This window comes from Pseudonocardia sediminis (genome assembly GCF_004217185.1).
In the GTDB taxonomy this organism is placed as follows: Bacteria; Actinomycetota; Actinomycetes; order Mycobacteriales; family Pseudonocardiaceae; genus Pseudonocardia; species Pseudonocardia sediminis.
In genome coordinates this window covers 1,345,496-1,367,308 of sequence record NZ_SHKL01000001.1, presented here as the reverse complement: position 1 = coordinate 1,367,308, position 21,813 = coordinate 1,345,496, and the positions used below count along the sequence as shown (strand labels likewise).

Below are 21,813 nucleotides of genomic sequence, written 5' to 3'. Positions count from 1 at the left end.
ATGAAGTCGGTCGCGCTCTCCCCGCAGGCCCGTACCGGGGCCCTGCGGGCCATGGGATCCGGTGAGCTGGACGTCCTCGTCGTCGGTGGTGGGGTCGTCGGCTCCGGTGCCGCGCTGGACGCCGCCACCCGCGGACTGTCGGTGGGGCTGGTCGACGCGCGGGACTTCGCGTCCGGCACGTCGAGCCGATCCTCCAAGCTGATCCACGGTGGCCTGCGCTACCTGGAGATGCTGGACTTCCGCCTCGTCGCCGAGGCACTGCAGGAGCGCGGGCTGCTGATCCAGCACCTCGCGCCGCACCTGGTGCGCCCGGTGCCGTTCGTCTACCCGCTCAAGCACCACGTGTGGGAGCGGTTCTACGCCGGTGCCGGCGTCGCGCTCTACGACACGCTCGGGCTGCTGTCCGGGCGCTCGCGCGGGCTGCCGCACCACCGTCACCTCACCCGCGCCGGAGCGCGCCGGGTCGTGCCGTCGCTGCGCAAGGACGCCCTGGTCGGCGCCCTGGAGTACTACGACGCGCAGGTCGACGACGCCCGCCACACGATGATGATCGCCCGCACCGCGGCCGCCTACGGCGCGCACGTGGCGACCCGGGCCCGCGTCGTCGGGCTGCTCAAGGACTCCGGCCGCGTCGTCGGCGCGACCGTGCAGGACCTCGAGTCCGGCGAGCGCATCGACGTCCGCGCCAAGCAGGTCATCAACGCCACCGGCGTCTGGACCGACGAGACCCAGGGCCTCGCCAACGAGCGCGGGCAGTTCAAGGTCCGCGCGTCGAAGGGCATCCACCTGGTCGTCCCGCGCGACCGGATCCGCGGCGACGCCGGGCTGATCCTGCGCACCGAGAAGTCGGTGCTGTTCGTGATCCCGTGGGGCCGGCACTGGATCATCGGCACCACCGACACCGACTGGGACCTGGACAAGGCCCACCCGGCGGCGAGCGCGGCCGACATCGAGTACCTGCTCAAGCACGTCAACGGGGTGCTGGAGCAGCCGCTCACGCACGAGGACGTCGAGGGCGTCTACGCCGGACTGCGGCCGCTGCTCTCGGGCGAGTCGGAGGCGACGTCGAAGCTCTCCCGCGAGCACGCCGTCGCGACGCCGGTGCCCGGGCTGGTCGTGGTGGCCGGCGGCAAGTACACGACCTACCGCGTGATGGCCAAGGACGCCGTCGACGCGGCCGTGCACTCGCTCGACGCCAAGGTGCCGGAGTCCTGCACCGAGGACGTCCCGCTGCTCGGCGCGGAGGGTTACTCGGCCCTGCGCAACTCGACGCAGCTGCTCGCGGCACGCAGCGGCCTGCACCCGGCCCGGATCGAGCACCTGCTCGGCCGGTACGGCTCGCTGATCGACGAGGTGCTCGACCTGCTGGTGGAGGACCCGACACTGGCCGAGCCGCTCACCGGGGCCGATGACTACCTGCGCGCCGAGGCCGTCTACGGCGCCTCGCACGAGGGTGCCCGGCACCTGGAGGACCTCCTGGCCCGCCGGACCCGGATCTCGATCGAGACGTTCGACCGGGGCGAGGGTGCGGCCGAGGAGGTCGCGCGCCTGGTCGCGCCGGTGCTCGGCTGGGACGACGAGCAGATCGCACGCGAGGTCGACCACTACCGCAAGCGCGTGCAGGCCGAGCGGGAGAGCCAGAAGATGCCCGACGACGCCACGGCCGACGCCGCCCGCCTGGGTGCACCGGACGTCGTGCCGGTCAGCGGCTGACGCGGGCCTCCCCATCGGCACCGAACCCGAGCGCACCCCCGACGGCCGCTACATCGTCGTCGGGGGTCGCCGGTGGCGTGCCACCGATCCCGAGATCCCCGACGACGTGCGGGCGACGCTGCAGCACCACCTCGGCGTCGCCCGTTCCGCCGTCCGGACGAGCAAGAAGGCCGGCGACGACGACGCCGTGGCCGCCGCCCGCGAGAGGGTCGGGATCGCGAAACGGGGACTCGGCGAGCGCGGCGACCCGTGGTGGGACCTGTCGACGGACGACCGTCGCACCCGCTGGGACGACGCCGTCGCCGAGCTCGACGCGCGCGAGGAATCCGGCTGAACTCCTCTTAATGCGGACAGAAGGTGTCCGCATCGGGTCGTAACGTTCTCCTCAACGGACCGAGATACCCGGTTCCGCTCGACGAGAGAGGCAGAACCCGATGAACGCTCCCTCCACCTCCGCCACGACCGGCTCTCAGCTCACCGGCGAGCGCGCCGAGCTGCTGACGACCCTCGAGCGACACCGCGGTTTCCTCCTGCAGACCGCGCAGGGGCTGACCGAGGAGCAGGCGCGCACGAAGAGCACGGTCAGCGCGCTGACGATCGCGTCGCTGCTCAAGCACGTCGCGGACACCGAGGAGCAGTGGTTCCGCTTCGCCGTCGAGGGCGCGGCCGCGTTCGAGGGTGGCGAGGGCTCGGACGTCGACTGGAACGCGATCGACGCCGACGACAGCTGGGGCGAGGTCGAGTGGGAGGACACCCGGTTCGTCCTCTCCGACGACGAGACCCTCGACGTTCTCCGCGCCCGGGTGGATCAGGTCGCGGCGCGGACCGAGGAGGTCCTGCGCACCGCCGACCTCGACAGCGCCCACGACCTCCCGGTCGCACCGTGGTTCGAGCCGGGCGCGCGCTGGTCGGTGCGCCGTGTGGCGATCCACATGCTCGCCGAGATCAGCCAGCACGCCGGACACGCGGACATCATCCGCGAGGCCATCGACGGTCAGAAGACCATGGGCTGAGCCCCCACCCGCTCGACCGACGCCCGCGCAGCCCCCGCTGCGCGGGCGTTCGCACGTCCGGACCACCTCACCACCCGAACCCGAGCGGGATCGGACGCACCCCGGCTGCGCACTCATGGAGCTTTCGTGCGGTGGCGCGACACGGAAGCGGCACGTGTGCGGCCGCAACAGCGTCCGACTCGATCTACCCGACGAGGACCGAAGGTGTCCTCATCGGGGCCTACCGTCGTTCTCATCAGGCCGGGGACGACCCGGGCGGGCTCCACGAGAGGCAGAGACCCATGAGCGACACGACGTCCGCCACCACCCTCGTCGACGCGTTCACCGACGCCGGAGGTGAACCGACCGGGGAGCGGGCCGTGCTGCTCGAGACCCTGGCCAAGCACCGCATGTTGCTGCGGTACACGGTGCGCGGACTCTCCGACGACGACGCCCGTCGCCGTCCGACCGCGAGCGCGCTGACCCTGGCCGGGCTGCTCAAGCACGTCGCCGAGTGCGAGGCGGGCTGGGTCGACTTCATCCTGACCGGGGTCGTGGCCGGCTCCGAAAGCTGGGCGGAGTGGTCGCCGGACACCGACGCGGAGCGTGACGACTTCACCCTCGACGACGGCGACACCCTGGAGCGTCTCCTCGCCCGCTACGACGAGGTCGCGGCGCGGACCGACGCGCTCGTCGCGACCGTCGACCTCGACGTCGCGTACCCGCTCCCGGACGCACCCTGGTTCCCGGCCGGCACGCGGTGGAGCGCCCGGCACGCGCTGTCCCACATCATCGGCGAGACCGCCCAGCACTCCGGCCACGCCGACATCCTCCGCGAGACCCTCGACGGCCAGAAGTCGATGGGCTGACCGCCTCACCCGGCCGGGCCGAGGTGGCGGGGCAGGGGCGGGCAGCGGGCTCAGAGGGCGGCGTCGGCGGTGCGGGTGATGGTCTGGAGGGGGCCTTCGAGGTCGCCCGGGACCGCGCCCGGGGTGAGCAGGACCGGGAGTTCGATTCCGGCCGTGCGCAGGTCCGCGGCCCGGCCGGCGACGTCGGACCCGTCGCTGACGGCGCAGAGGTGGTGCACGGCCGCGTCCGGGACCAGGGCCAGGGCGCCCGCCCGGTCTCCGGAGGTCCAGAGCGCGGTGGCGCGGTCCAGGTCGGCGAACGCGCCGGCGAAGGAGTCCCGGTGCGTCGGCACCATCGCGTACTGCAGGACGAGACGGCGCATCCGCGTCATCGCCTCGTCGGTGCGGTCACCGGCGTAGGCCCAGAACGACGCCATCGCCCAGACGCTGCCCGGCTCCCGCCCGGCCTCGCGCTCGCCCTCCCGGACGTACGCCAGCCGGGACTCGACCTCGTCCGGCGGGCACCAGGTCACGAACACGCCGTCGGCGATCCGTCCGGCGAGCCGCAGCATCCGGGGGTTCATCGCGGCCAGCACGATCGGCGGTGGTGCGGGCGGGAGCAGCGACGCGCGGAACCCGTGCGTGCGCGGGTGCTCGACGTGCACGCGCTCCCCCGCCCAGGCCGACCGCAGCGCGGCGACGTACCCCTCGATCGTCGCCAGCGGTGCGTCGAAGTCCCGGCCGTGCCAGTCGCGGACGATCATCGGGCTGCTCGCGCCGATCCCGGCCAGGATCCGTCCCGGAGCGGCCGACGCCAGCGTCGCGAAACCCATCGCGGCCAGTGCGGGCGAGCGCGGGTAGACCGACGCGATCCCGGTCCCGAGCCGTACCCGCGCCGTCGACGCCGCCAGAACCCCGAGCAGGGAGAACACCTCCGGCCCGGCCACCTCACCGGCCCAGACGGAGTCGTAGCCGCAGTCCTCCGCGGCCCGGGCGAGCCGCACGTACTCCGGAACCCCCAACCCGTCGTCGATCGGCATGGTGACCCCGAGCTTCACCGGTCCCCACCCCGCCCGAGCAAGCGAGCGGCACTGTCGTCGGAAAGGTTGCGACGACAGTGCCGTTCGCTGGATCCGGCCGGGCGTGGCCCGGGGAGGGGGCCCCGATCGCCGGGCGCGCCCGTCCCGGGTGGGCGAGCGGCACGTTCGTCGCACAGGTTGCGACGAAAGTGCCGGTCGCTGGGGTGGGACGGGGTCATCCTCGGACCTGGCGGGCCACCAGGCGGGTGTCGTACCAGGTGGTGACGCGGGTGATCAGGCCGTCGTGGACGTCGAACACGTCGAGGGCGTCGAAGCGGATCTCGCGGCCGTCGGTGAGGGTCCCGGAGAAGGCGATGTCGCAGACGATGGCGTCGGCGCTGCCGTCGTCGACACCGGAGATCCAGCGGGTGACGTGGTCGTCGTGGGTGGCGTAGCCGGACAGGACCACCGGGAAGTGCGCCAGCGCGGCCTCGCGGCCGACGACCGGCTCCGCACCGACGGTGTGGATCTCCACCTCGGGCGCGAACACGTCGGCGAGGTCGGCGAAGGAGTCGGAGTTGATCGCGGCGAAGTACCCCTCGACCGCGGCCCGGCTCACGAGCCCACCAGCTTCTTCAGCTCGGCCATGGCCTGGAACGACCACTTGGCCAGCGACGGGTCGCCGAACGCGGTGATGTTCCACATGACCAGGTGCTCCAGCCCCGCCTCGCGGTACTCGTAGAGCTCCTCGGCCACCTGCTCCGGCGTCCCGCAGAACGCGTAGTGCCGCACCACCTCGGGCGGGATCGCGTCGATGATCCGCAACGACTCGGCGCGCTCGATCGTCGACGGGATGAAGTCGTGGAAGCCCGACCCGCCCGGCCCGCCGTCCAGCGGCGGCTCGACGCCCAGGTCGCGGAACACCTGCGAGGGCAGCAACACGCACAGCGCGCGCACCAGCGGGGCCTCGGTGAGCCGGCGGACCGTCTCCTCGTCGGGTCCCATCAGGATGTAGCCGAGCATGCCGGGCGTGATCTTCGCGGGGTCCCGGTCCGCGTCCTGCGCGGCCTGGTGGATCGTCGTCAACGCCTTGCCGTAGTCCGGCGCGGTCATCTTGGTGGGCAGCCAGCCGTCGCCCTTGGTGCCGGTCAGGCGCAACATCCGCGGGCCGTGCGCGGCCGTCCAGATCTCCGGCGGCTCCGCGCCGTAGGGCTGCAGGCCCAGCACGGCGGAGTCGAGGGTGTGGAACTGCCCGTCGAAGCTCACCGGGCCGTCGGCCTCCCAGAGCAGGCGCATCACGTCGATGCCCTCGGAGAGTTTGGCGACGGGCTTGTCGAAGCTCATCCCGTACGGCGTCACGTTGAGCTTCTCGCCGCTGCCCAGACCGATGATCGCCCGGCCCTGCGTGACGTGGTCGAGCGTCAGTGCCGTCGACGCCGCCATCGCCGGGTTGCGGCGGATCAGGTCCGTCACGACGACGCCCACCTTGATGCGTGACGTCTGTGCCCCGACCACACCCATCATGATCATGGGGTCGAAGTAGGTGTGCGGGTTGGCCTGGACCTCGGCCAGCGGTGTGAGGTCCGGCGTCCACATCGTGTCGGCGTGCCAGCCCATCAGGTGGTCCGGCCACCAGACGGCGTCGTAGCCGTCGGCCTCACTGCGCTGCGCGAACTTCACCGCGCGGTCGGCCGGCGGCATGATCTGCCCCGGCACCCCCAGCTGCAGGCGCTCCACGTCTAGTACCTCCACCCGTCGCCGAAGGTCGGGATCCGAGCGCCGAGGTAGTCCTCGACGCAGGTCAGGGCCGCGCGGGCGGCGCGGTCGGTGCCGATGCCGCGGCTGCGGAACGTCTCGGAGGCGAACCACAGCCCCTCGACGTTCGGGGCCCGCCAGTGCGGGCGGTACTTCCCGACCAGCCCGGGCATCTGGATCACGCCGAAGCTGGGCTCGAACACCAGGTGCCGGCGGCGCCAGATCGGCTTCGCGAAGCCCGGCCACATCGTCTCGACGTCGTTCTCGAAGGCCTGCATCGTGTCGCGGCACCACTGGGCGTCGCGGCCCTTCGCGCCGGGGATGATCGCGCCCATCACGTGCAGGTGGGTGCCCTCCGGCGAGCACGACGGGTCCATCGCGGACTGGTCGAACATGAACCCGGAGCAGTCCGTGGACGGCGTGGCGGTCCAGGTCGCGAGCTCGCGCGGGTCGAACTGCGTGACCGGCTCCTCGGTGGCCAGGTAAAGGCCCAGCCAGGCGATCCGGAACTTGTCCTGGGCCAGGAACTCGATCTGGCTGGCGTACCACTCGGGCAGCTCGCGCCGCGGGACCACGTTGAGCACGCTCCACACCGGCAGCGTCGAGATCACCGCATCGGCGGTGAGGATCTCCTCCTCGAAGAACTCGTTCGGCAGCACCTTCGGCTCGCGGCCGACCGCGACGCCCTTGACGGCGCCGTTCTCGATCACGACCCGCTCGACCGACGTCCCGAGCCGCAGCTCCCCGCCGTTCTCGGTGATCGCGTCCGCGAGGTCGCGCCAGATCCCGTCCCAGCCCTGACCCGGCCAGCACGAGTAGGCGGCGGTGTTGCGCTCCTCGAAGTGCATCTTGCGGACGTAGAGGTTGTCGCTGGCCGAGTGGTCGTACCAGTTGTCGGTCATGCACTCGAGCACCGAGATGAACTCGAACAGGTCCACGACGCCCTGGTCGTCGGTGTACTGGTGGATCCACTCGCGCAGGGACCGGTCGTCCCAGTCGTCGAGATCCTCGTACGGCGTCTCGACGAGGGCCTTGATGACCTTCTTCAGCTCGTCCTTGTCCGTGTAACGGTCCCGGATCGAGCCCCAGCCCTTGCCGTTCTCCCAGATCGGCATGTCGTTGCTGACCTCGCCGTGGATCAGCTTCTTGCCGACGTGCTCGAACACCTTGGTGATGCCCGACCCGCCGTCCTCGATGAGGTGCCCGCCCAGGTTCACGGTGAAGCCCTCGTCCGGGACGGCCATCGCGCGCCCGCCGAGGTAGGGGCTGCGGTCGAGCACGACGACGCGCTTGCCCTCCTTGGCCAGCAGCGCACCGGCGGTCAGCCCGGCGGCCCCGGCTCCGATCACCACGACGTCGTAGCTGGGCATGATGCTCCGATCCGTGCGTCTACCAAACGACCGTTTTACACTGTCACGGCGCCGGCGGCGGCGCAAGTAACGTCGCCGTCCCGGACAGTGCCCGAGCCCCGCCGGTGACGTCCAGCCACACCTCGCAGTCGACCTCGCCGTCCCGGACGGCGGTGACCCGCCCGCCCGCGACGACCCGGTCGCCGGCGTGGACGTTGGCCAGGAACCGGAACGCCGTCGCGCGGACCCGGTCCACCCCGCCGGCGGCGTGGGCGAGCATCGTCTGGACGTAGCCCATGTTGATCGGGCCCTGGTTCACCACCCGGTCGCCGAGGCCGTGCCGGGCCGCCTCGGCCGGCTCCAGATGGATCATGTTCGGGTCGCGGAGCAGGGCCGCCATCGTCTTCATCCGCTCCGGGTCCACCGACTCGACGACGAGGTCGAGGAGCGCGTCGCCGACGTTCACGAGCGCCGCGGGAAGACGTAGGTCGGACGGACGGTGGCGTGCCGAGCCCCGTCCGGGCCGTCGAGCCCGATCTCGACGGTGGCGAGGTCGAACACGCCGGTCCGCGCCCCGCGCTTGCGCCTCACCCGGTCCACCCGGCAGGTCACGTCGTAGTCGACGCCGGTGCGCAGCGGTCGGGCGAAGTCCACCGACCACTCCCCCAGCATCGGACCGTCCTGCGACCGTGCACCGAACAGCGCGAACACCTCCTCCAGCTCGAGCCCGACGTTGCCCTGGGCCACGAGGAACGCGACGGCCGGATGCACGGTGTCGTCGCCGGGCGCGCGCTGCGGAGCCCCGACGACGTCACGAGTCAGCCAGTCGACGTACGGCTCGATCCGCGCCCGCCCCCCGGGCATCCGGTGCCCGACCAGCGCCGACAGCTCGTCCTCGGTGATCACTGCCCGCGGGCCTCCTCGACGTCGGTCTTGTCCACCTTCGGCGGACCTCGGTAGCTTGTCAAACGACCGTTAGACAGGCTGGAAGGACGCGCGACGATGCCGGACCCCACCGTCCCCGATCTGCTCGACGCGCGGGCCGCCGACACCCCCGGCCAGGGCGTGGTGTTCCCGGACGGCCGGGCCTCCTACCCGGAGCTGCACGCGCAGGTCGAGCGGGTCGCACGCGGCCTGTGGGCGCTCGGTGTCCGCCCCGGCGACCCGGTCGGGTTGCTGCTGCACGGCGGCATCGACAGCCTGCGGTTCTGGCTCGCGGCGAGCGCGGTCGGCGCCGTCGCGGTGCCGCTCAACGTCCGCCTGCGCTCCCGCGAGATCGCCTACGTGATCTCCGACGCGCAGCTGCGCGTGCTGATCACGACCTCGGCGTTCGAGCCGGTGCTCACCGGGCACCTCCCGGGCGACGACGGCGCGCAGCTGGACACCGTCGTCACCCTCGACCGCGACACCGACGCCGGCGGACGGCTGGGCCGGAGGAGCTTCGACGCGGCCGCGGACGGCACCGACCCGGCCGGCCCGGCGGCGGCCCGCGCCGCCCTGACCGCCGACGACCCGAACCTCATGCTCTACACCTCTGGGACCACCTCGCGTCCGCGCGGCTGCGTGCACACCCACTCCTCGCTCGTCACCGAGGGCGAGGCCGTCGCCGAACGCCTGCAGCTCACCCCGGACGACCGGTTCTGGACGCCGCTGCCGATGTTCCACTGCGGAGGGTTCGACGTCGCGCTGGCCGCACTGGCCGGGCACTGCGGGTTCGTGCACGTCGGGACGTTCGAGCCGGGGCACGCGCTGCGCCAGCTCGTCGACGAGCGCTGCACGGTCGGGTTCCCCGCGTTCGAGACGATCTGGCTGCCGGTGCTCGACCACCCGGACTTCGCCGCCGCGGACCTGTCCGCGCTCCGGATGGTGATCAACGTGGGCGCGCCGGAGCGGATGCGGTCGATGCAGGCCCGGCTGCCGCAGGCGGTGCAGCTGTCGTGCCTGGGCATGACCGAGTCGTTCGGGTTCTGCTGCGTGGGCTCGCCGGACGACCCGGCCGAGGTCCGCGCGACGACGAGCGGGCGGCCGTTGCGTCACATGGAGGCGAGGGTCGTCGACCCGGAGACCGGGGCCGAGGTCGCGCCGGGTGTGCCGGGCGAGTTCCGGTTCCGCGGCGGGTCACGCCTGTCGCACTACCACCGCGACCCCGAGCTGACCGCGCAGCGGATCGACGCCGACGGCTGGTTCGCCTCCGGGGACCAGGTCGTCGCCGACGCCGAGGGCCGGCTGCGGTTCCTGACCCGGCTCGGAGACATCCTCAAGGTGGGCGGGGAGAACGTGGCCGCCGCGGAGATCGAGGGGTTCCTCTCCGAGCACCCGGCGGCCGGGATCGTGCAGGTCGTGGGCGCCCCGGACGCGCGCTACGGAGAGGTGGCGTGCGCGTTCGTGCAGCTCCGGCCCGGCGCCGCCGCCTCGGAGGAGGAACTGATCAGGTTCTGCCTCGGCGCGGTGGCCACCTACAAGGTGCCCCGCTACGTGCGGTTCGTCGAGGACTGGCCGATGTCCGGGACGAAGGTGCAGAAGTTCCGCCTCCGGGCGCTGATCACCGAGGAGCTCGAACGGCGCGGGATCACCGAGGCGCCGCGGATGGTGGCACCGCCCGTGTCCGCGGGTCCCTAGTCCCCGGCCCCGACGGCCACCGGCTCCGGCGTCGTCACCGGCGCGGTCCGAGCCTGGCGACGGCGGCGCAGCAGCCACACCGCGGTCCCGATCACCCCGAGCGAGCCGAGGACGACCCACCCCGCGATGCCGAACGTCCGCTCGAACCACAGCGCCGAGCCGCGGGCGCCGAAGCCGACCGCGACGTGCGTGGCCGACCACAGGAACGCACCGGCGAGGCTCGCCGGGAGGAAGCGGCGCAGCGGCAGCCCGGAGGCGCCGGCCGCGGCGGGGGTCAGCGTGCGGACGACGGGCAGGAAGCGCGCGCCCAGGACGGCCCAGGCGCCGTGGCGTCGCAGGATATCGCCGGTGCGGTCCCACTGGTCGCGCCCGACCTTGCCGACCAGCTTCGACGCCCGCAGTCGCGGTCCGAAGCGGCGGCCGAGAAGGTAGCCGATCGCGTCACCGCAGGCGGCCGCGAACCCCACGACGAACACGGCCACGACGGCCGCGCCCAGGTTCGGCAGTGCGATCGCGGCGGCGACGAGGACCGACTCGCCGGGAAGGACGAGGCCGAGCCCGATCGTGGTCTCACCGAGCGCGGCCAGCGCCGCCACCAGGACGACGATCCAGGTGGGGATACCGGCCAGCATGTCGAGGATGTGGGCGAGCAGGGGATGCTCCTTCGTCGGCCTGCCGGGGGCAGCAGGGCACGTCGCTGGGGACTGTTCCGACGGTACCGAGACCCCGGACCATTCCGGCATTTCGGGTCCGGTTCCGGGGGTATGCCCTACCCGGCCGGAACGCGCACGCGGGGCGCCTCGGTGATCCCCGCCGCGGCGAGCTCGGCCGCGATCCGCTCGCGCAGCACGAACTTCTTGATCTTCGTTCCGGACATGGGGTACTCGGTCACGAACCGCACGTAGCGCGGCACGCGGTAGGTCGCGATCCGGCCCAGACAGAAGTCGACCAGCTCCCGTTCCGTCGCCTGCGCGCCCGCCTTGAGCACGACGTACGCGGCCGGGACCTCGACGTAGCGGGCGTCCGGCGCGGCGACGACCGCGACCATGTCCACCGCCGGGTGCCCGAGCAGGAACCCCTCGACCTCGGCCGCGGCGACGTTCTCGCCGCCGACCTTGAGCATGTCCTTGAGCCGCGAGCGGAACGACAGCCGCCCCTCGGCGTCGGCGACGACGAGGTCCCCGCTGTGGAACCAGCCCTCGTGGTCGAACACCGCGGCGGTCTGCTCCGGGTCTCGGAAGTAGCCGTCGAAGGCGTTGGGGCCGCGGAAGAGCAGCTCGCCGAGCGTTCCGGGCGCGACGTCGAGCCCGGTCTCCGGGTCGACGACGCGGCAGCGCATGCCGGGCATCGGGTGCCCGCCGGTCGTGGCGCGGGCCTCCGGCGGGTCGTCGAGGCGGTTCAGGGTCAGGAACGCCGACGACTCGGTCATCGCCACGCAGGACACGTGCGTCGCGCCCGGCAGCCGCGAGGCCATGTCGCGCAGCCGTTCCGGCACGCCGACGGCCATCACGACCCGGATCCCGGACAGGTCGAACGCCGCGAAGTCGGACCGGTTGAGCACCGGCATCCATATCGTCTCGAACGCGGCGAGCGCGACGGTGACGCGCTCGTCGCGCAGGTACTCGAGCGTCGTCGACGGGTCGAAGAAGCCCGGGTGCACGAACGTCGCACCGGCGGCCAGGCAGCTCAGCGCGAACGTGATACCGCCGCCGTGGAACAGCGGGATCGCGGTCCAGACGCGGTCGGAGGGGGTGTAGCCGAGGCGGTCCCCGATGCCGGTCGCGAGCCGCACCAGGGCCTCGTGCGAGAGCATCGCGCCCTTCGGCGCGGCCGTCGTGCCCGAGGTGTAGACGATCACCGCGGTGTCCCGGACCCGTACCGACTCCTGCTCGGACCGGACGTCGGCGCCGGGCACCGCTCCCGCCTCGAGCCGGTCCGCGCCGGTGCAGCCGGGGTGCTCGCCGGAGAGCAGCAGCACGTGCCGCAGCTCCGGGGCCGACGCGCAGGCCAGATCGCCCGGCGTCTGCGCGGCCAGGTCCGGCAGCGTGCCGGTCACCAGCGGGAGATGGTCGGGTGCCGTCACCAGAACCGCCATCCCGGAGTGGGCGACGATCTGGCCCAGCTCGGTGCTGCGGAACCGCGCGTTGACCGGCACCGCGACCGCGCCCAGCTTCACCGCGGCCAGCAGGACCGCGACGAGGTCCACCGAGGCCGGCAGCAGGATCCCGACTCGGTCGCCCCGGCCGACCCCGAGCCCGGCCAGGCCCCGCGCGAGCTCGTGCGAACGTGCGGAGAGATCGGGGTAGGTGGCCCGCCGGTCGGGGAAGACGAGCGCCTCGCCGTCCGGGCGCTCGGCGGCGCGGCGGTCCACGAGGTCGCCGAGCGTCGAGACCTCGATCCAGCGGCGCTCCCCCGGTGCGTTCGTCGGTGCCACGGTGGAGCCTCCTCGGGGTGGACCGGACGGGACGTCCCGGCGCCGGGGATTCTCGCCACCCGTTTCCCGCAACGTCTACCCGCCGTTTGGTGGTTGCTTCCCCCGGGCCTGCGACGACCCGTTGTGCGGCGTTCGATCGTGCTGGTAGCAAGGGGGAGCCGGGCGACCCGACGGTGGCAGCGTGGCCACCGTCGTCCGGCACATCCGAGGGGTCTTCTCATGGGACGCATGGACGGCAAGGTCGCACTGGTCACCGGGGCGGCACGGGGACAGGGACGCTCGCACGCGCTGCGGCTGGCCCAGGAGGGCGCCGACATCATCGGCGTCGACCTGTGCAAGCAGATCGACACGGTGCCGTACCCGATGTCGTCGCCGGGGGACCTCGAGCAGACGGTCTCCCAGATCGAGGAGCTGGACCGCCGGATCGTCGCCCGCGAGGCCGACGTCCGCAGCAGCGCCCAGCTCACGGCCGCCGTCGACGAGGGCCTGTCGCAGTTCGGGCACATCGACGTCGTCTGCGCGAACGCCGGGATCTTCTCCACCGCGCCCTACACCGAGATCACCGACGAGCTGTGGGACGACATGATCGCGGTCAACCTGACCGGTGTCTTCCGCACCGTGCAGGCCGTCCTGCCGCACATGATCGAGCGCCGCAGCGGATCGATCATCATGACCAGCTCCACGGCCGGGATCATGGGCTTCGGCAACTTCGCGCACTACACCGCGGCCAAGCACGGCGTCGTCGGCCTGATGCGCACGCTCGTGCAGGAGGTCTCGCAGCACGGCATCCGGGCGAACACGATCCACCCGACGTCGGTGGACACCGACATGATCCAGAACCCCACGCTGTACTCGCTGATGAGCCCGGACGACCCGAGCAAGGAGGGGTTCGCGGCGGCCTTCGCCTCGATGAACGCCCTGCCGGTCGCGTGGGTGGAGCCGGTGGACATCTCCAACGCCGTGCTCTTCCTCGCCTCCGACGAGTCCCGCTACATCACCGGCCAGCAGCTCAAGGTCGACGCCGGTTTCTGCGAGAAGACAGGATGAGTGCGTGACGCCGACCTCCACGGGAATCTCCACCGGCCGGGCCCGGCGTGACGGAATCGCCGAGAGCCTGGTCGGGCGGCGCCGCGAGCTCGACCTCGTCCTCGCCGCGGTGACGGCCGGGCGCGACATCCTCCTGGAGGGCCCGCCGGGCACCGGCAAGTCCACCGTGCTGCGCGCGATCACCGGCAACTGGGGCATCCCGTTCGTGCTGGTCGAGGGCAACGCGGAGCTGACGCCGGCGCGCCTGGTCGGACACCACAACCCGGCGCGGGTGCTGCGCGAGGACTACAGCGAGGACAACTTCGTCGCCGGCCCGCTGGTCGAGGCGATGCGCTCGGGCGGGTTCCTCTACATCGAGGAGCTCAACCGGGCGCCGGAGGACACGCTCAACGTGCTGCTGGCCTCGATGGCCGAGCGCGAGGTCGCCGTCCCCCGGGTCGGAACGATCCGCGCCGAGCCGACGTTCCGCGTGCTGGCCTCGATGAACCCGTTCGACAACGTCGGCACCGCGCGGATCTCGGACTCGGTCTACGACCGCTGGTGCCGCCTCGCCGTCGGCTACCAGGACGAGGCCGAGGAGGTCGGCATCGTCGGCGTCCGCACCGGGAGCGAGGACGCGACGCTGATCGGCGACGCGGTCGCGATCACCCGGGCCACGCGCTCGCACCCGGAGCTGCGCCGCGGCTCCAGCGTGCGCGGGGCGATCGACATGGTCGCGATCGCCGTCGAGCTGGAGAAGCTGGACACGTACTCGTCGCGGGAGAACCTGGTCCTCGACGCGGCGCTGCTGTCGCTCTCGGCGCGGGTCGGGGTGGACGAGGCGTCGGAGGCGAGCCCGGAACAGGTGGTCACCGAGATCTGGGAGAACCATTTTTTCTCCTCCCCCGGCGGGCAGCGCCGGGTCCGCACCGCCTGAACGTCGACAACGCCGTCTCGCTGCCCACCGCCGACAGCGGTGAGAGACGCACACTGGAGCCGTTGCGCCGCAAGCCCAAGCAGCTGCGCGAGGCGCCGTCGCTGTTCCAGGACGGGCCGGGGCCGCCGGTCGTCGTCGAGCTCGGGGACACCCGTGGCGACGGCGGCGCCGACGTCGAGGCCGCGGGCGGTCAGGGCCTGCTGGTCACCTCGCAGTCGGCGACGGTCCGCGGGCTCGACGAGCTGCTCGAAGATCGCACGCCCGACCGCGAGGTATCCCGGATGGCGCAGCGGATCGCCCGGCGCCTGGCGATCCGGCGGCGTCCGCGCGACCCGCGGGCCGAGCGCGGCGCCGGAAAGCTCGCCTCGGTCCCCTACCGCTACCGCAGCGACGACATCGATCTCGACCGCACGATCGAGATCCTCGCCGAACGCCCGGTGCCCGAGGACACCGACATCGTCGTCCGCGAGCGGATGCGGTCCCGGCGCGCCGCGGTGCTGATCGTCGACGTGTCCGGGTCGATGCGCGGGGAGAAGGTGCGGATCGCCGCGGCGACCGTCGCCGCCCTGTCCGCTGATCTGGGCGGCGGAGAAGGTGGCGACCAGCTCGCCCTGGTCGCGTTCTGGTCCGACGCGGCGCTGCTCAAGCCGCTCCAGACACGGGTGGCGCCGTCGAAGCTGCTCGACCAGCTGCTGCGGATCCCGGCCCGGGGACTGACCAACGTCGGCTTCGGGCTGTCCGTCGCGCACTCCGAGCTCAACCGCTCCTCGGCGCGCCGGCGGACCGCGGTGCTGCTCACCGACGCCGTGCACAACGCGGGGCCGGACCCCCGCGAGATCGCGCGCCGGTTCGGCGAGCTGCACGTGCTGTGCGAGACCGACGGCGAGCACGACGCCCCGCTGGCCCAGGACATGGCCCGCCTCGGCCACGGCCGCTACGCCCCGGTCGCCACCCACCGCGACGTCGCGCCCGCCCTGAACCGCCTCCTCGCCGGGTGACCCGAACCGCGCCATCGGCGGTGATCGCGGCGGTGGGAGCGGAAGCGACCCAGGTGGTCGGTCCCGCTCCCACCGTGACGATCACCGGCGCCGTGAACCGGGCCCGCCGCACCGGGCTAGCGTGCGGGAGTGGCGGAACTGATCGGGCTCGACGACATCACGACGGCGGCCGAACGGATCGCGGGGCAGGTGGTGCGCACCCCGACGGTGCACAGCCCGGGGCTCTCCGCGCTGCTCGGGGCACCGGTGACGGCGAAGCTGGAGCTGCTGCAGCGTTCCGGGTCGTTCAAGCCGCGCGGCGTGCTGGCCAAGATCGCGACGCTGTCCCCGGCCGAGCGCGACGCCGGCCTGGTCGCGGTCAGCGGGGGCAACCACGGGATCGCGCTCGCCGACGTCGCCGGGTCGCTGGGGATCGCCGCGACCGTCGTCATGCCGGAGTCGGCGCCGGCCCGGTCGGTGCAGATCGCCCGCGACGCCGGGGCCGACGTCCGCCTCACCCCGGACATGGCGGGCGCGTTCGCACTGACCGCCGAGCTGCAGGCCGCCGGCGTGACGCTGGTGCACCCGTTCGACGACCCGGTCGTGCTGGCCGGGCAGGCCACCGTCGGTCTGGAGATGGTCCGGGACCTCCCCGCGCCGGTCACCGACGTGCTCGTGAGCATCGGTGGCGGCGCGCTGATCTCCGGCGTGGCCGCGGCGGTGCGGGCGCTCGTCCCGGGCGTGCGGGTGTGGGGTGTGGAGACGGTCGGCGCCGAGGCCATGTCGACCGCCCTGCGCGTCGGCGGCCCGACGCCGGTGTCGCTGAGCTCGATCGTCTCGACGCTCAGCGCGCCGTCGGTGTCGCAGCTGACCTACGACCACGTCCGCGAGCTGGTGCACGACGTGCTCGTGGTCTCCGACGCCGAGGCCGTCCAGGGGGCCGTCGACCTCGCCGAGCACGGCAAGGTCTGGGGCGAGCCGGCCGCGGGATGCCTACTCCCGGCGGCGCGCCGCGTCCTGGCCCAGGTCGACGACGCCCGCCTCGGCCTCGTCGTCTGCGGCGGGAACACCACCGTCGCCGACCTCGCCGACCGGATCGCCCATCCCTGATCCACGAGTGGACGGCCCGGCGATCCGGGGTCCGGCCACCCACCCCGGTGACCGGGATCCGGCAACGGCAGATCCGGGCCAGCGGTGGCCCGACCTCGACCTCGACCGTCGATCACCGCCGCCGGGACTGCACGGGCGGCCCACCGCGTTGTAGCCGACATGCGCACGGACGTGGTGGTGATCGGAGCCGGGCAGGCGGGTCTGTCCGCCGCGAGCGGCTTGCGGCGCGGCGGGCTGGAACCCGGGGCGGGGTTCGTCGTCCTCGACGGCGACGACGGCCCGGGCGGGGCATGGCGGCACCGCTGGCCGACGTTGCGGGTCGACGACGCGCACCGGATCCACGACCTGCCCGGCATGGTCTTCTCCCCCGACGACCCGCAGCGCCCGGCGAAGGAGGTCGTCCCGGAGTACTTCGCCGCCTACGAGGACGCGTTCGACCTGCAGGTCCGCCGCCCGGTGCACGTCACGGCCGTCCACGACGACGCACCGGACCTGCGTGTCGAGACCGACGCCGGGACCTGGACGGCCCGTGCACTGATCAACGCCACCGGCACGTGGACGCGCCCGTTCCTCCCGCACTACCCGGGCGCGGAGACGTTCCGTGGCCGGCAGCTGCACGCCGTGGACTACCCCGGGCCGGGCGACTTCGCCGGGAAGCGCGTCGTGGTCGTCGGCGGCGGGACGACGGCGGTGCAGCTGCTGCTGGAGATCGCGCCGCACGCGTCGTCGACGACGTGGGTGACCCGGCGCGAACCGCAGTTCTTCGACGGGCCGTTCGACGCCGAGCACGGACGGGCCGCGGTGGCGAGGGTCGAGGAACGGGTCCGCGCCGGGCTGGCGCCGGAGAGCGTCGTGAGCGTGACCGGGCTCGCCCGCACCGACGCCGTCGCCGAGGGGCTGCGCACCGGCGTCCTGGACCGGCACCCGATGTTCGACCGGATCACCCCGGACGGCGTGGCCTGGGAGGACGGCAGCACCGAGGACGCGGACGTGATCCTCTGGGCCACCGGCTGGCGGCCGGCCGTCGGGCACCTGGCGCCGCTGGGACTGCGCGGCCCCGGCGGTGGGATCGCGCTGGAGGGCACCCGGGCGGTCGCCGACCCGCGCGTGCACCTCGTCGGCTACGGCCCGTCGGCCAGCACGATCGGCGCCAACCGCGCCGGGCGGGCCGCGGCCCGGGAGGTCCTGGCCCTGCTGCGCACCTCAGCCGCCGCCTGATCCCGCTCGTTCGACCCGCAGCGCCCGGTACTCCCGGATGACGATCACGATGATCGCGACGTCGAGTGCGGCCAGGAACGGCAGCAGCACCGAGCCCGTCGTGAACGCGCGGTAGACCTCGTAGACCACGAACAGGCCGAGCACCACGACCGCCACCGGGTACATCGGCACCCACCTGCGCAGCAGCGCGGCGACCAGCAGCAGCTTCACCACCCCGTGCAGGGCGAGGTAGACGATCGCGAACGTCCGGTTCCCGGACGCGAACTCGGCGGTGCCGGACACGAAGTGCCGGGCCAGCGACCCGTCCGGCGGGCCGAGCAGGTCCCGGGCCAGGACGTCGGTGACCAGCCGGTTCACCAGGTCCCCGGAGATCAGCAGCAGCGCGACCGCGCCGAGCAGCTCCGCGGCCCCGTCGACGCCCTTGACCAACAGCGCGATCCTGAACAGCTGCTCGGTGCGCCGCGATCCGCGCGTGGTGATCGGGTCTCGGCTCGGCACGGGATCCGAGACTAGACCCCGCCGATCGTTGCGGCGTAACATCATTAGCGATGCTCAACAAATCCGCCGCACCGCACCCGACCCGCTACAAGTGGATCGCGCTGTCGAACACGACCATCGGCGTGCTGATCGTGACGATCAACATGTCGATCCTGCTGATCGCCCTGCCGGACATCTTCCGCGGCATCGGGATCAACCCGCTGTCCCCGGACAACATCGACTACCTGCTCTGGCTGATCATGGGCTACCTCGTGGTGACGGCCGTGCTGGTGGTCAGCTTCGGCCGGCTCGGCGACATGTTCGGCCGGACCCGGATGTACAACCTGGGCTTCGCGGTGTTCACCGTGTTCTCGGTGCTGCTCGCCGCGACCTGGATGCAGGGCGACGCGGCGGCGATCTGGCTGATCGTGATGCGCGTGCTGCAGGGCGTCGGCGGCGCGCTCCTGCTGGCGAACTCGACGGCGATCCTCACCGACGCCTTCCCCACCCACCAGCGCGGGCTCGCGCTGGGCATCAACTCGGTCGCGGCCATCGCCGGCTCGTTCATGGGCCTGGTCGTCGGCGGCGTGCTGGCACCGATCAACTGGCATCTGGTGTTCCTGGTGTCGGTGCCGGTCGGGGTGTTCGGCACGGTCTGGGCCTATCTCAAGCTCCACGACACCGGCGTCCGCAGGGCCGCCCGGATCGACTGGTGGGGCAACGCGACGTTCGCGGTCGGGCTGGTCGCGGTCCTGATGGGCATCACCTACGGCATCCAGCCCTACGGCGGCGAGGTGATGGGCTGGACCAGTCCCCTGGTCCTGACGCTGATCATCGGCGGGATCCTGGTCCTGGGCGTGTTCGCCCGGATCGAGCGCCGGGTCGCGGACCCGATGTTCCACATCGACCTGTTCCGGATCCGTGCGTTCACCGCGGGCAACGTCGCGAACCTGCTGGCCGCGCTCGGACGCGGCGGGCTGCAGTTCATCCTGATCATCTGGCTGCAGGGCATCTGGCTGCCCGAGCACGGTTACGCGTTCGAGTCGACGCCGCTGTGGGCCGGGATCTACATGGTGCCGCTGACGATCGGTTTCCTCGTCGCCGGACCGGTGTCCGGGGTGCTCTCGGACCGCTACGGGGCACGCGCGTTCGCCACGATCGGCATGGTCGTCGCGGCAGCGAGCTTCCTGGCCCTGCTGGCCGTGCCGGTGGACTTCGACTACCGACTGTTCGCCGGGATCCTGGCCGTGAACGGCCTGGCCATGGGCCTGTTCAGCTCGCCGAACCGTGCTGCGATCATGAACTCGCTGCCCGCGGACCAGCGCGGCGTCGGCGCCGGCATGACCTCGACGTTCCAGAACGCGGCGACGGTGCTCTCGATCGGCGTCTTCTTCTCGATGCTGATCCTGGGCCTGTCGACGTCGCTGCCGGAGACGATGTTCGCCGGGCTCACCGCGCAGGGCGTGCCGGCCGCGGCGGCGCAGCAGGTGGCGGACCTGCCGCCGGTCGGGACGCTGTTCGCGGCCCTGCTGGGCTACAACCCGATCGCCACCCTGCTCGGGCCGCAGGTGCTGGCCGGGCTCGGCCCGGCACAGGCGCAGTTCCTCACCGGACGGGAGTTCTTCCCGCAGCTGATCTCCGGCCCGTTCGCCGACGGCCTGACGTTCGCCCTCGGCTTCGCCGCGGTCGCCTGCCTGATCGCCGCGGTGTCGTCCCTGCTGCGCGGGGGCAGGTACCAGCACGAGGAGACCCCGGAGCCCACTCCCGCCCGCCCCGAGCCCGCCCGCACCTGAACGAGCGGCACCCTCGTCGCAAAGATTGCGACGAGGGTGCCGTTCGTTGACGCGGGGTGGGCTCAGTCGCCGGTACGGACCTCGGCACCGTCCTGCGCCCAGCGGGTGTGGAACGAGCCGTCGGCGTCGGTGCGGCGGTAACCGTGCGCGCCGAAGAAGTCGCGCAGGCCCTGGATCAGGTTCGCCGGGCCGCGCTCGCGCCGGTAGCCGTCGTAGTAGCTCAGGCTCGACGAGAACGCCGGGATCGCGACGCCCTGCTCGGTCGCCGTGGTCACCACCCGTCGCCACGAGTCCTGCGCGTTCGCGACGGCCTCGGTGAAGTACGGGACCATCAGCAGGTTGTCCAGGTCCGGGTGCTCGGCGTAGGCGTCGCGGATCCGGTTCAGGAACTGCGCCCGGATGATGCATCCACCGCGCCAGATCGTGGCCATCGAGCCCAGGTCGAGATCCCACCCCTGCTCGATCGACGCGGCGCGCATCTGCGCGAAGCCCTGCGCGTAGGCGACGACCTTCGACGCGTAGAGCGCCTGGCGGATGTCCTCCACCAGGTCGTCGCGGTTCTCGCCACCGCCCGGGGTCGGGCCGCCCAGCGTCGTCGACGCCTTCTGACGCTCGTCGGCCAGCGAGGACAGGGTCCGGGCGAACACGGCCTCGGTGATGCCGGTCAGCGGCACGCCCAGCTCGAGCGCGTTCATCGCCGTCCAGCGGCCGGTGCCCTTCTGTTCGGCCTGGTCGGCGATCACGTCGACGAGCGGGCCGCCGGTGGTGTCGTCGGTCTTGGCCAGCACCTTGGCGGTGATCTCGCAGAGGAACGACTCCAGGTCCCCGGAGTTCCACTCCTCGAAGATCTTCCCGATCTCCGGCGCGGAGAGCCCGGCGACGTGCGTGAGCAGGTCGTAGGCCTCGGCGATCAGCTGGATGTCGGCGTACTCGATGCCGTTGTGCACCATCTTGACGTAGTGCCCGGCCCCGCCCGCGCCGACGTGCGTGCAGCACGGGGTGCCGTCGACCTGCGCGGCGATCGTGGTCAGGATCTCCTCGACCTCGGAGTACGCCGCCACGTCACCGCCGGGCATGATGCTCGGCCCGAGCAGGGCGCCCTCCTCGCCACCGGAGACGCCGATGCCCATGAAGCGCAGGTTGCGCTCGGCACAGTAGGCGGTGCGACGGTCGGTGTCCGGGAAGTGCGAGTTCCCGGCGTCGATGATGATGTCGCCGGCGTCCAGCAACGGGGCGAGCTCGTCGATGACGGCGTCGACCGGCTTGCCGGCCTTGACCATGACGACGATCTTGCGCGGCGTCTCCAGGGCGTCCACGAACTCCTGCAGCGTCTCCGCGCCGGTGAACGGGCCCTCGTCGCCGAAGTCCTTCATGAACTCGGTGGTCTTCGAGGTGGTGCGGTTGTGCACGGCCACCGGGAACCCCCGGCGGGCCATGTTGCGGGCCAGGTTGGCCCCCATGACCGCCAGCCCGGTGACGCCGATCCGGCTCTTCTCCGCCATCGCGTTCCTTCCCTGTGCTCGGTGCTCTCGCAGGGGACGACTAC

21 protein-coding genes are annotated in these 21,813 nt (G+C 72.4%); 11 read left to right on the top strand and 10 right to left on the bottom strand.

What is annotated here, in order from left to right; all coding sequences use genetic code 11:
* The 4 genes from EV383_RS06605 to EV383_RS06590 all read left to right on the top strand — a co-directional run bounded on the left by EV383_RS06605 (position 1) and on the right by EV383_RS06590 (position 3,574).
* Positions 1-1,713 carry a glycerol-3-phosphate dehydrogenase/oxidase gene (locus EV383_RS06605; protein WP_130289080.1) on the top strand — a complete coding sequence of 571 codons (1,713 nt, stop codon included), beginning with the start codon at positions 1-3 and terminating at the stop codon, positions 1,711-1,713.
* A 106-nt stretch (positions 1,714-1,819) separates the two neighbouring features.
* Entirely contained in the window at positions 1,820-2,047 is a 228-nt protein-coding gene (locus EV383_RS06600; protein ID WP_242622938.1) for a hypothetical protein, read from the top strand.
* 100 nt (positions 2,048-2,147) lie between these two features.
* Positions 2,148-2,726, top strand: coding sequence for a DinB family protein (locus EV383_RS06595; RefSeq protein ID WP_130289079.1), 579 nt, complete (start codon positions 2,148-2,150; stop codon positions 2,724-2,726).
* 281 nt (positions 2,727-3,007) lie between these two features.
* Positions 3,008-3,574 carry a DinB family protein gene (locus EV383_RS06590; protein WP_130289078.1) on the top strand — a complete coding sequence of 189 codons (567 nt, stop codon included), beginning with the start codon at positions 3,008-3,010 and terminating at the stop codon, positions 3,572-3,574.
* A gap of 50 nt (positions 3,575-3,624) precedes the next feature.
* On the opposite strand, the gene EV383_RS06585 is transcribed toward EV383_RS06590, so the two are convergent.
* The 6 genes from EV383_RS06585 to EV383_RS06560 form a co-directional block, all read right to left on the bottom strand.
* Positions 3,625-4,611: an LLM class flavin-dependent oxidoreductase gene (locus EV383_RS06585; protein WP_130289077.1), complete on the bottom strand. Its 987-nt coding sequence runs from the start codon at positions 4,609-4,611 to the stop codon at positions 3,625-3,627.
* A 196-nt stretch (positions 4,612-4,807) separates the two neighbouring features.
* On the bottom strand, positions 4,808-5,191 hold the full coding sequence (locus EV383_RS06580) for a nuclear transport factor 2 family protein (protein WP_165438255.1): 384 nt from the start codon (positions 5,189-5,191) through the stop codon (positions 4,808-4,810).
* The gene (locus EV383_RS06575) at positions 5,188-6,309 is read right to left on the bottom strand and encodes an LLM class flavin-dependent oxidoreductase (RefSeq protein ID WP_130289076.1); all 1,122 of its coding nucleotides are present in this window, start codon (positions 6,307-6,309) and stop codon (positions 5,188-5,190) included. The genes EV383_RS06580 and EV383_RS06575 overlap by 4 nt, the downstream gene beginning before the upstream one ends.
* 2 nt (positions 6,310-6,311) lie before the next feature.
* Positions 6,312-7,697 carry a phytoene desaturase family protein gene (locus EV383_RS06570; RefSeq protein WP_130289075.1) on the bottom strand — a complete coding sequence of 462 codons (1,386 nt, stop codon included), beginning with the start codon at positions 7,695-7,697 and terminating at the stop codon, positions 6,312-6,314.
* Between the two features lie 43 nt (positions 7,698-7,740).
* On the bottom strand, positions 7,741-8,142 hold the full coding sequence (locus EV383_RS06565) for a MaoC family dehydratase (RefSeq protein ID WP_242622937.1): 402 nt from the start codon (positions 8,140-8,142) through the stop codon (positions 7,741-7,743).
* A complete protein-coding gene (locus EV383_RS06560; protein WP_130289074.1) occupies positions 8,139-8,582 on the bottom strand; it encodes a hypothetical protein in 444 nt (147 codons plus the stop codon). The genes EV383_RS06565 and EV383_RS06560 overlap by 4 nt, the downstream gene beginning before the upstream one ends.
* 96 nt (positions 8,583-8,678) lie before the next feature.
* On the opposite strand from EV383_RS06560, the gene EV383_RS06555 reads away from it, so the two are divergent.
* Positions 8,679-10,295 (top strand): class I adenylate-forming enzyme family protein, encoded by a 1,617-nt coding sequence (locus EV383_RS06555; protein ID WP_130289073.1) that lies wholly within the window; start codon positions 8,679-8,681, stop codon positions 10,293-10,295.
* Here EV383_RS06555 and EV383_RS06550 read toward each other — a convergent pair.
* Positions 10,292-10,927 carry a DedA family protein gene (locus tag EV383_RS06550; RefSeq protein ID WP_242622936.1) on the bottom strand — a complete coding sequence of 212 codons (636 nt, stop codon included), beginning with the start codon at positions 10,925-10,927 and terminating at the stop codon, positions 10,292-10,294. The two genes, EV383_RS06555 and EV383_RS06550, sit on opposite strands and share 4 nt — an antisense overlap.
* A 137-nt stretch (positions 10,928-11,064) precedes the next feature.
* Positions 11,065-12,729 carry an AMP-binding protein gene (locus tag EV383_RS06545; protein ID WP_165438254.1) on the bottom strand — a complete coding sequence of 555 codons (1,665 nt, stop codon included), beginning with the start codon at positions 12,727-12,729 and terminating at the stop codon, positions 11,065-11,067.
* 219 nt (positions 12,730-12,948) lie between these two features.
* Between EV383_RS06545 and EV383_RS06540 the strand changes: the two genes are divergently transcribed.
* The 5 genes from EV383_RS06540 to EV383_RS06520 all read left to right on the top strand — a co-directional run bounded on the left by EV383_RS06540 (position 12,949) and on the right by EV383_RS06520 (position 17,997).
* On the top strand, positions 12,949-13,776 hold the full coding sequence (locus tag EV383_RS06540; protein ID WP_130289070.1) for a mycofactocin-coupled SDR family oxidoreductase: 828 nt from the start codon (positions 12,949-12,951) through the stop codon (positions 13,774-13,776).
* Between the two features lie 4 nt (positions 13,777-13,780).
* Complete coding sequence (locus tag EV383_RS06535) at positions 13,781-14,692, top strand: AAA family ATPase (RefSeq protein ID WP_242622935.1); 912 nt, start codon at positions 13,781-13,783, stop codon at positions 14,690-14,692.
* A gap of 62 nt (positions 14,693-14,754) precedes the next feature.
* Positions 14,755-15,690, top strand: a complete 936-nt coding sequence (locus tag EV383_RS32010) for a vWA domain-containing protein (RefSeq protein ID WP_130289069.1) — start codon at positions 14,755-14,757, stop codon at positions 15,688-15,690.
* A gap of 129 nt (positions 15,691-15,819) precedes the next feature.
* Positions 15,820-16,779, top strand: a complete 960-nt coding sequence (locus EV383_RS06525; RefSeq protein ID WP_242622934.1) for a threonine ammonia-lyase — start codon at positions 15,820-15,822, stop codon at positions 16,777-16,779.
* Between the two features lie 159 nt (positions 16,780-16,938).
* A complete protein-coding gene (locus EV383_RS06520; protein ID WP_130289068.1) occupies positions 16,939-17,997 on the top strand; it encodes an NAD(P)-binding domain-containing protein in 1,059 nt (352 codons plus the stop codon).
* Here EV383_RS06520 and EV383_RS06515 read toward each other — a convergent pair.
* The gene (locus tag EV383_RS06515) at positions 17,983-18,495 is read right to left on the bottom strand and encodes a DUF2127 domain-containing protein (protein ID WP_242622933.1); all 513 of its coding nucleotides are present in this window, start codon (positions 18,493-18,495) and stop codon (positions 17,983-17,985) included. The genes EV383_RS06520 and EV383_RS06515 overlap by 15 nt on opposite strands.
* A 50-nt stretch (positions 18,496-18,545) precedes the next feature.
* On the opposite strand from EV383_RS06515, the gene EV383_RS06510 reads away from it, so the two are divergent.
* Entirely contained in the window at positions 18,546-20,267 is a 1,722-nt protein-coding gene (locus tag EV383_RS06510; RefSeq protein ID WP_130289066.1) for an MFS transporter, read from the top strand.
* Between the two features lie 62 nt (positions 20,268-20,329).
* Here EV383_RS06510 and gndA read toward each other — a convergent pair whose 3' ends face one another.
* Positions 20,330-21,769 carry an NADP-dependent phosphogluconate dehydrogenase gene (gene gndA, locus EV383_RS06505; protein WP_130289065.1) on the bottom strand — a complete coding sequence of 480 codons (1,440 nt, stop codon included), beginning with the start codon at positions 21,767-21,769 and terminating at the stop codon, positions 20,330-20,332.
* Positions 21,770-21,813 lie beyond the last annotated feature (44 nt).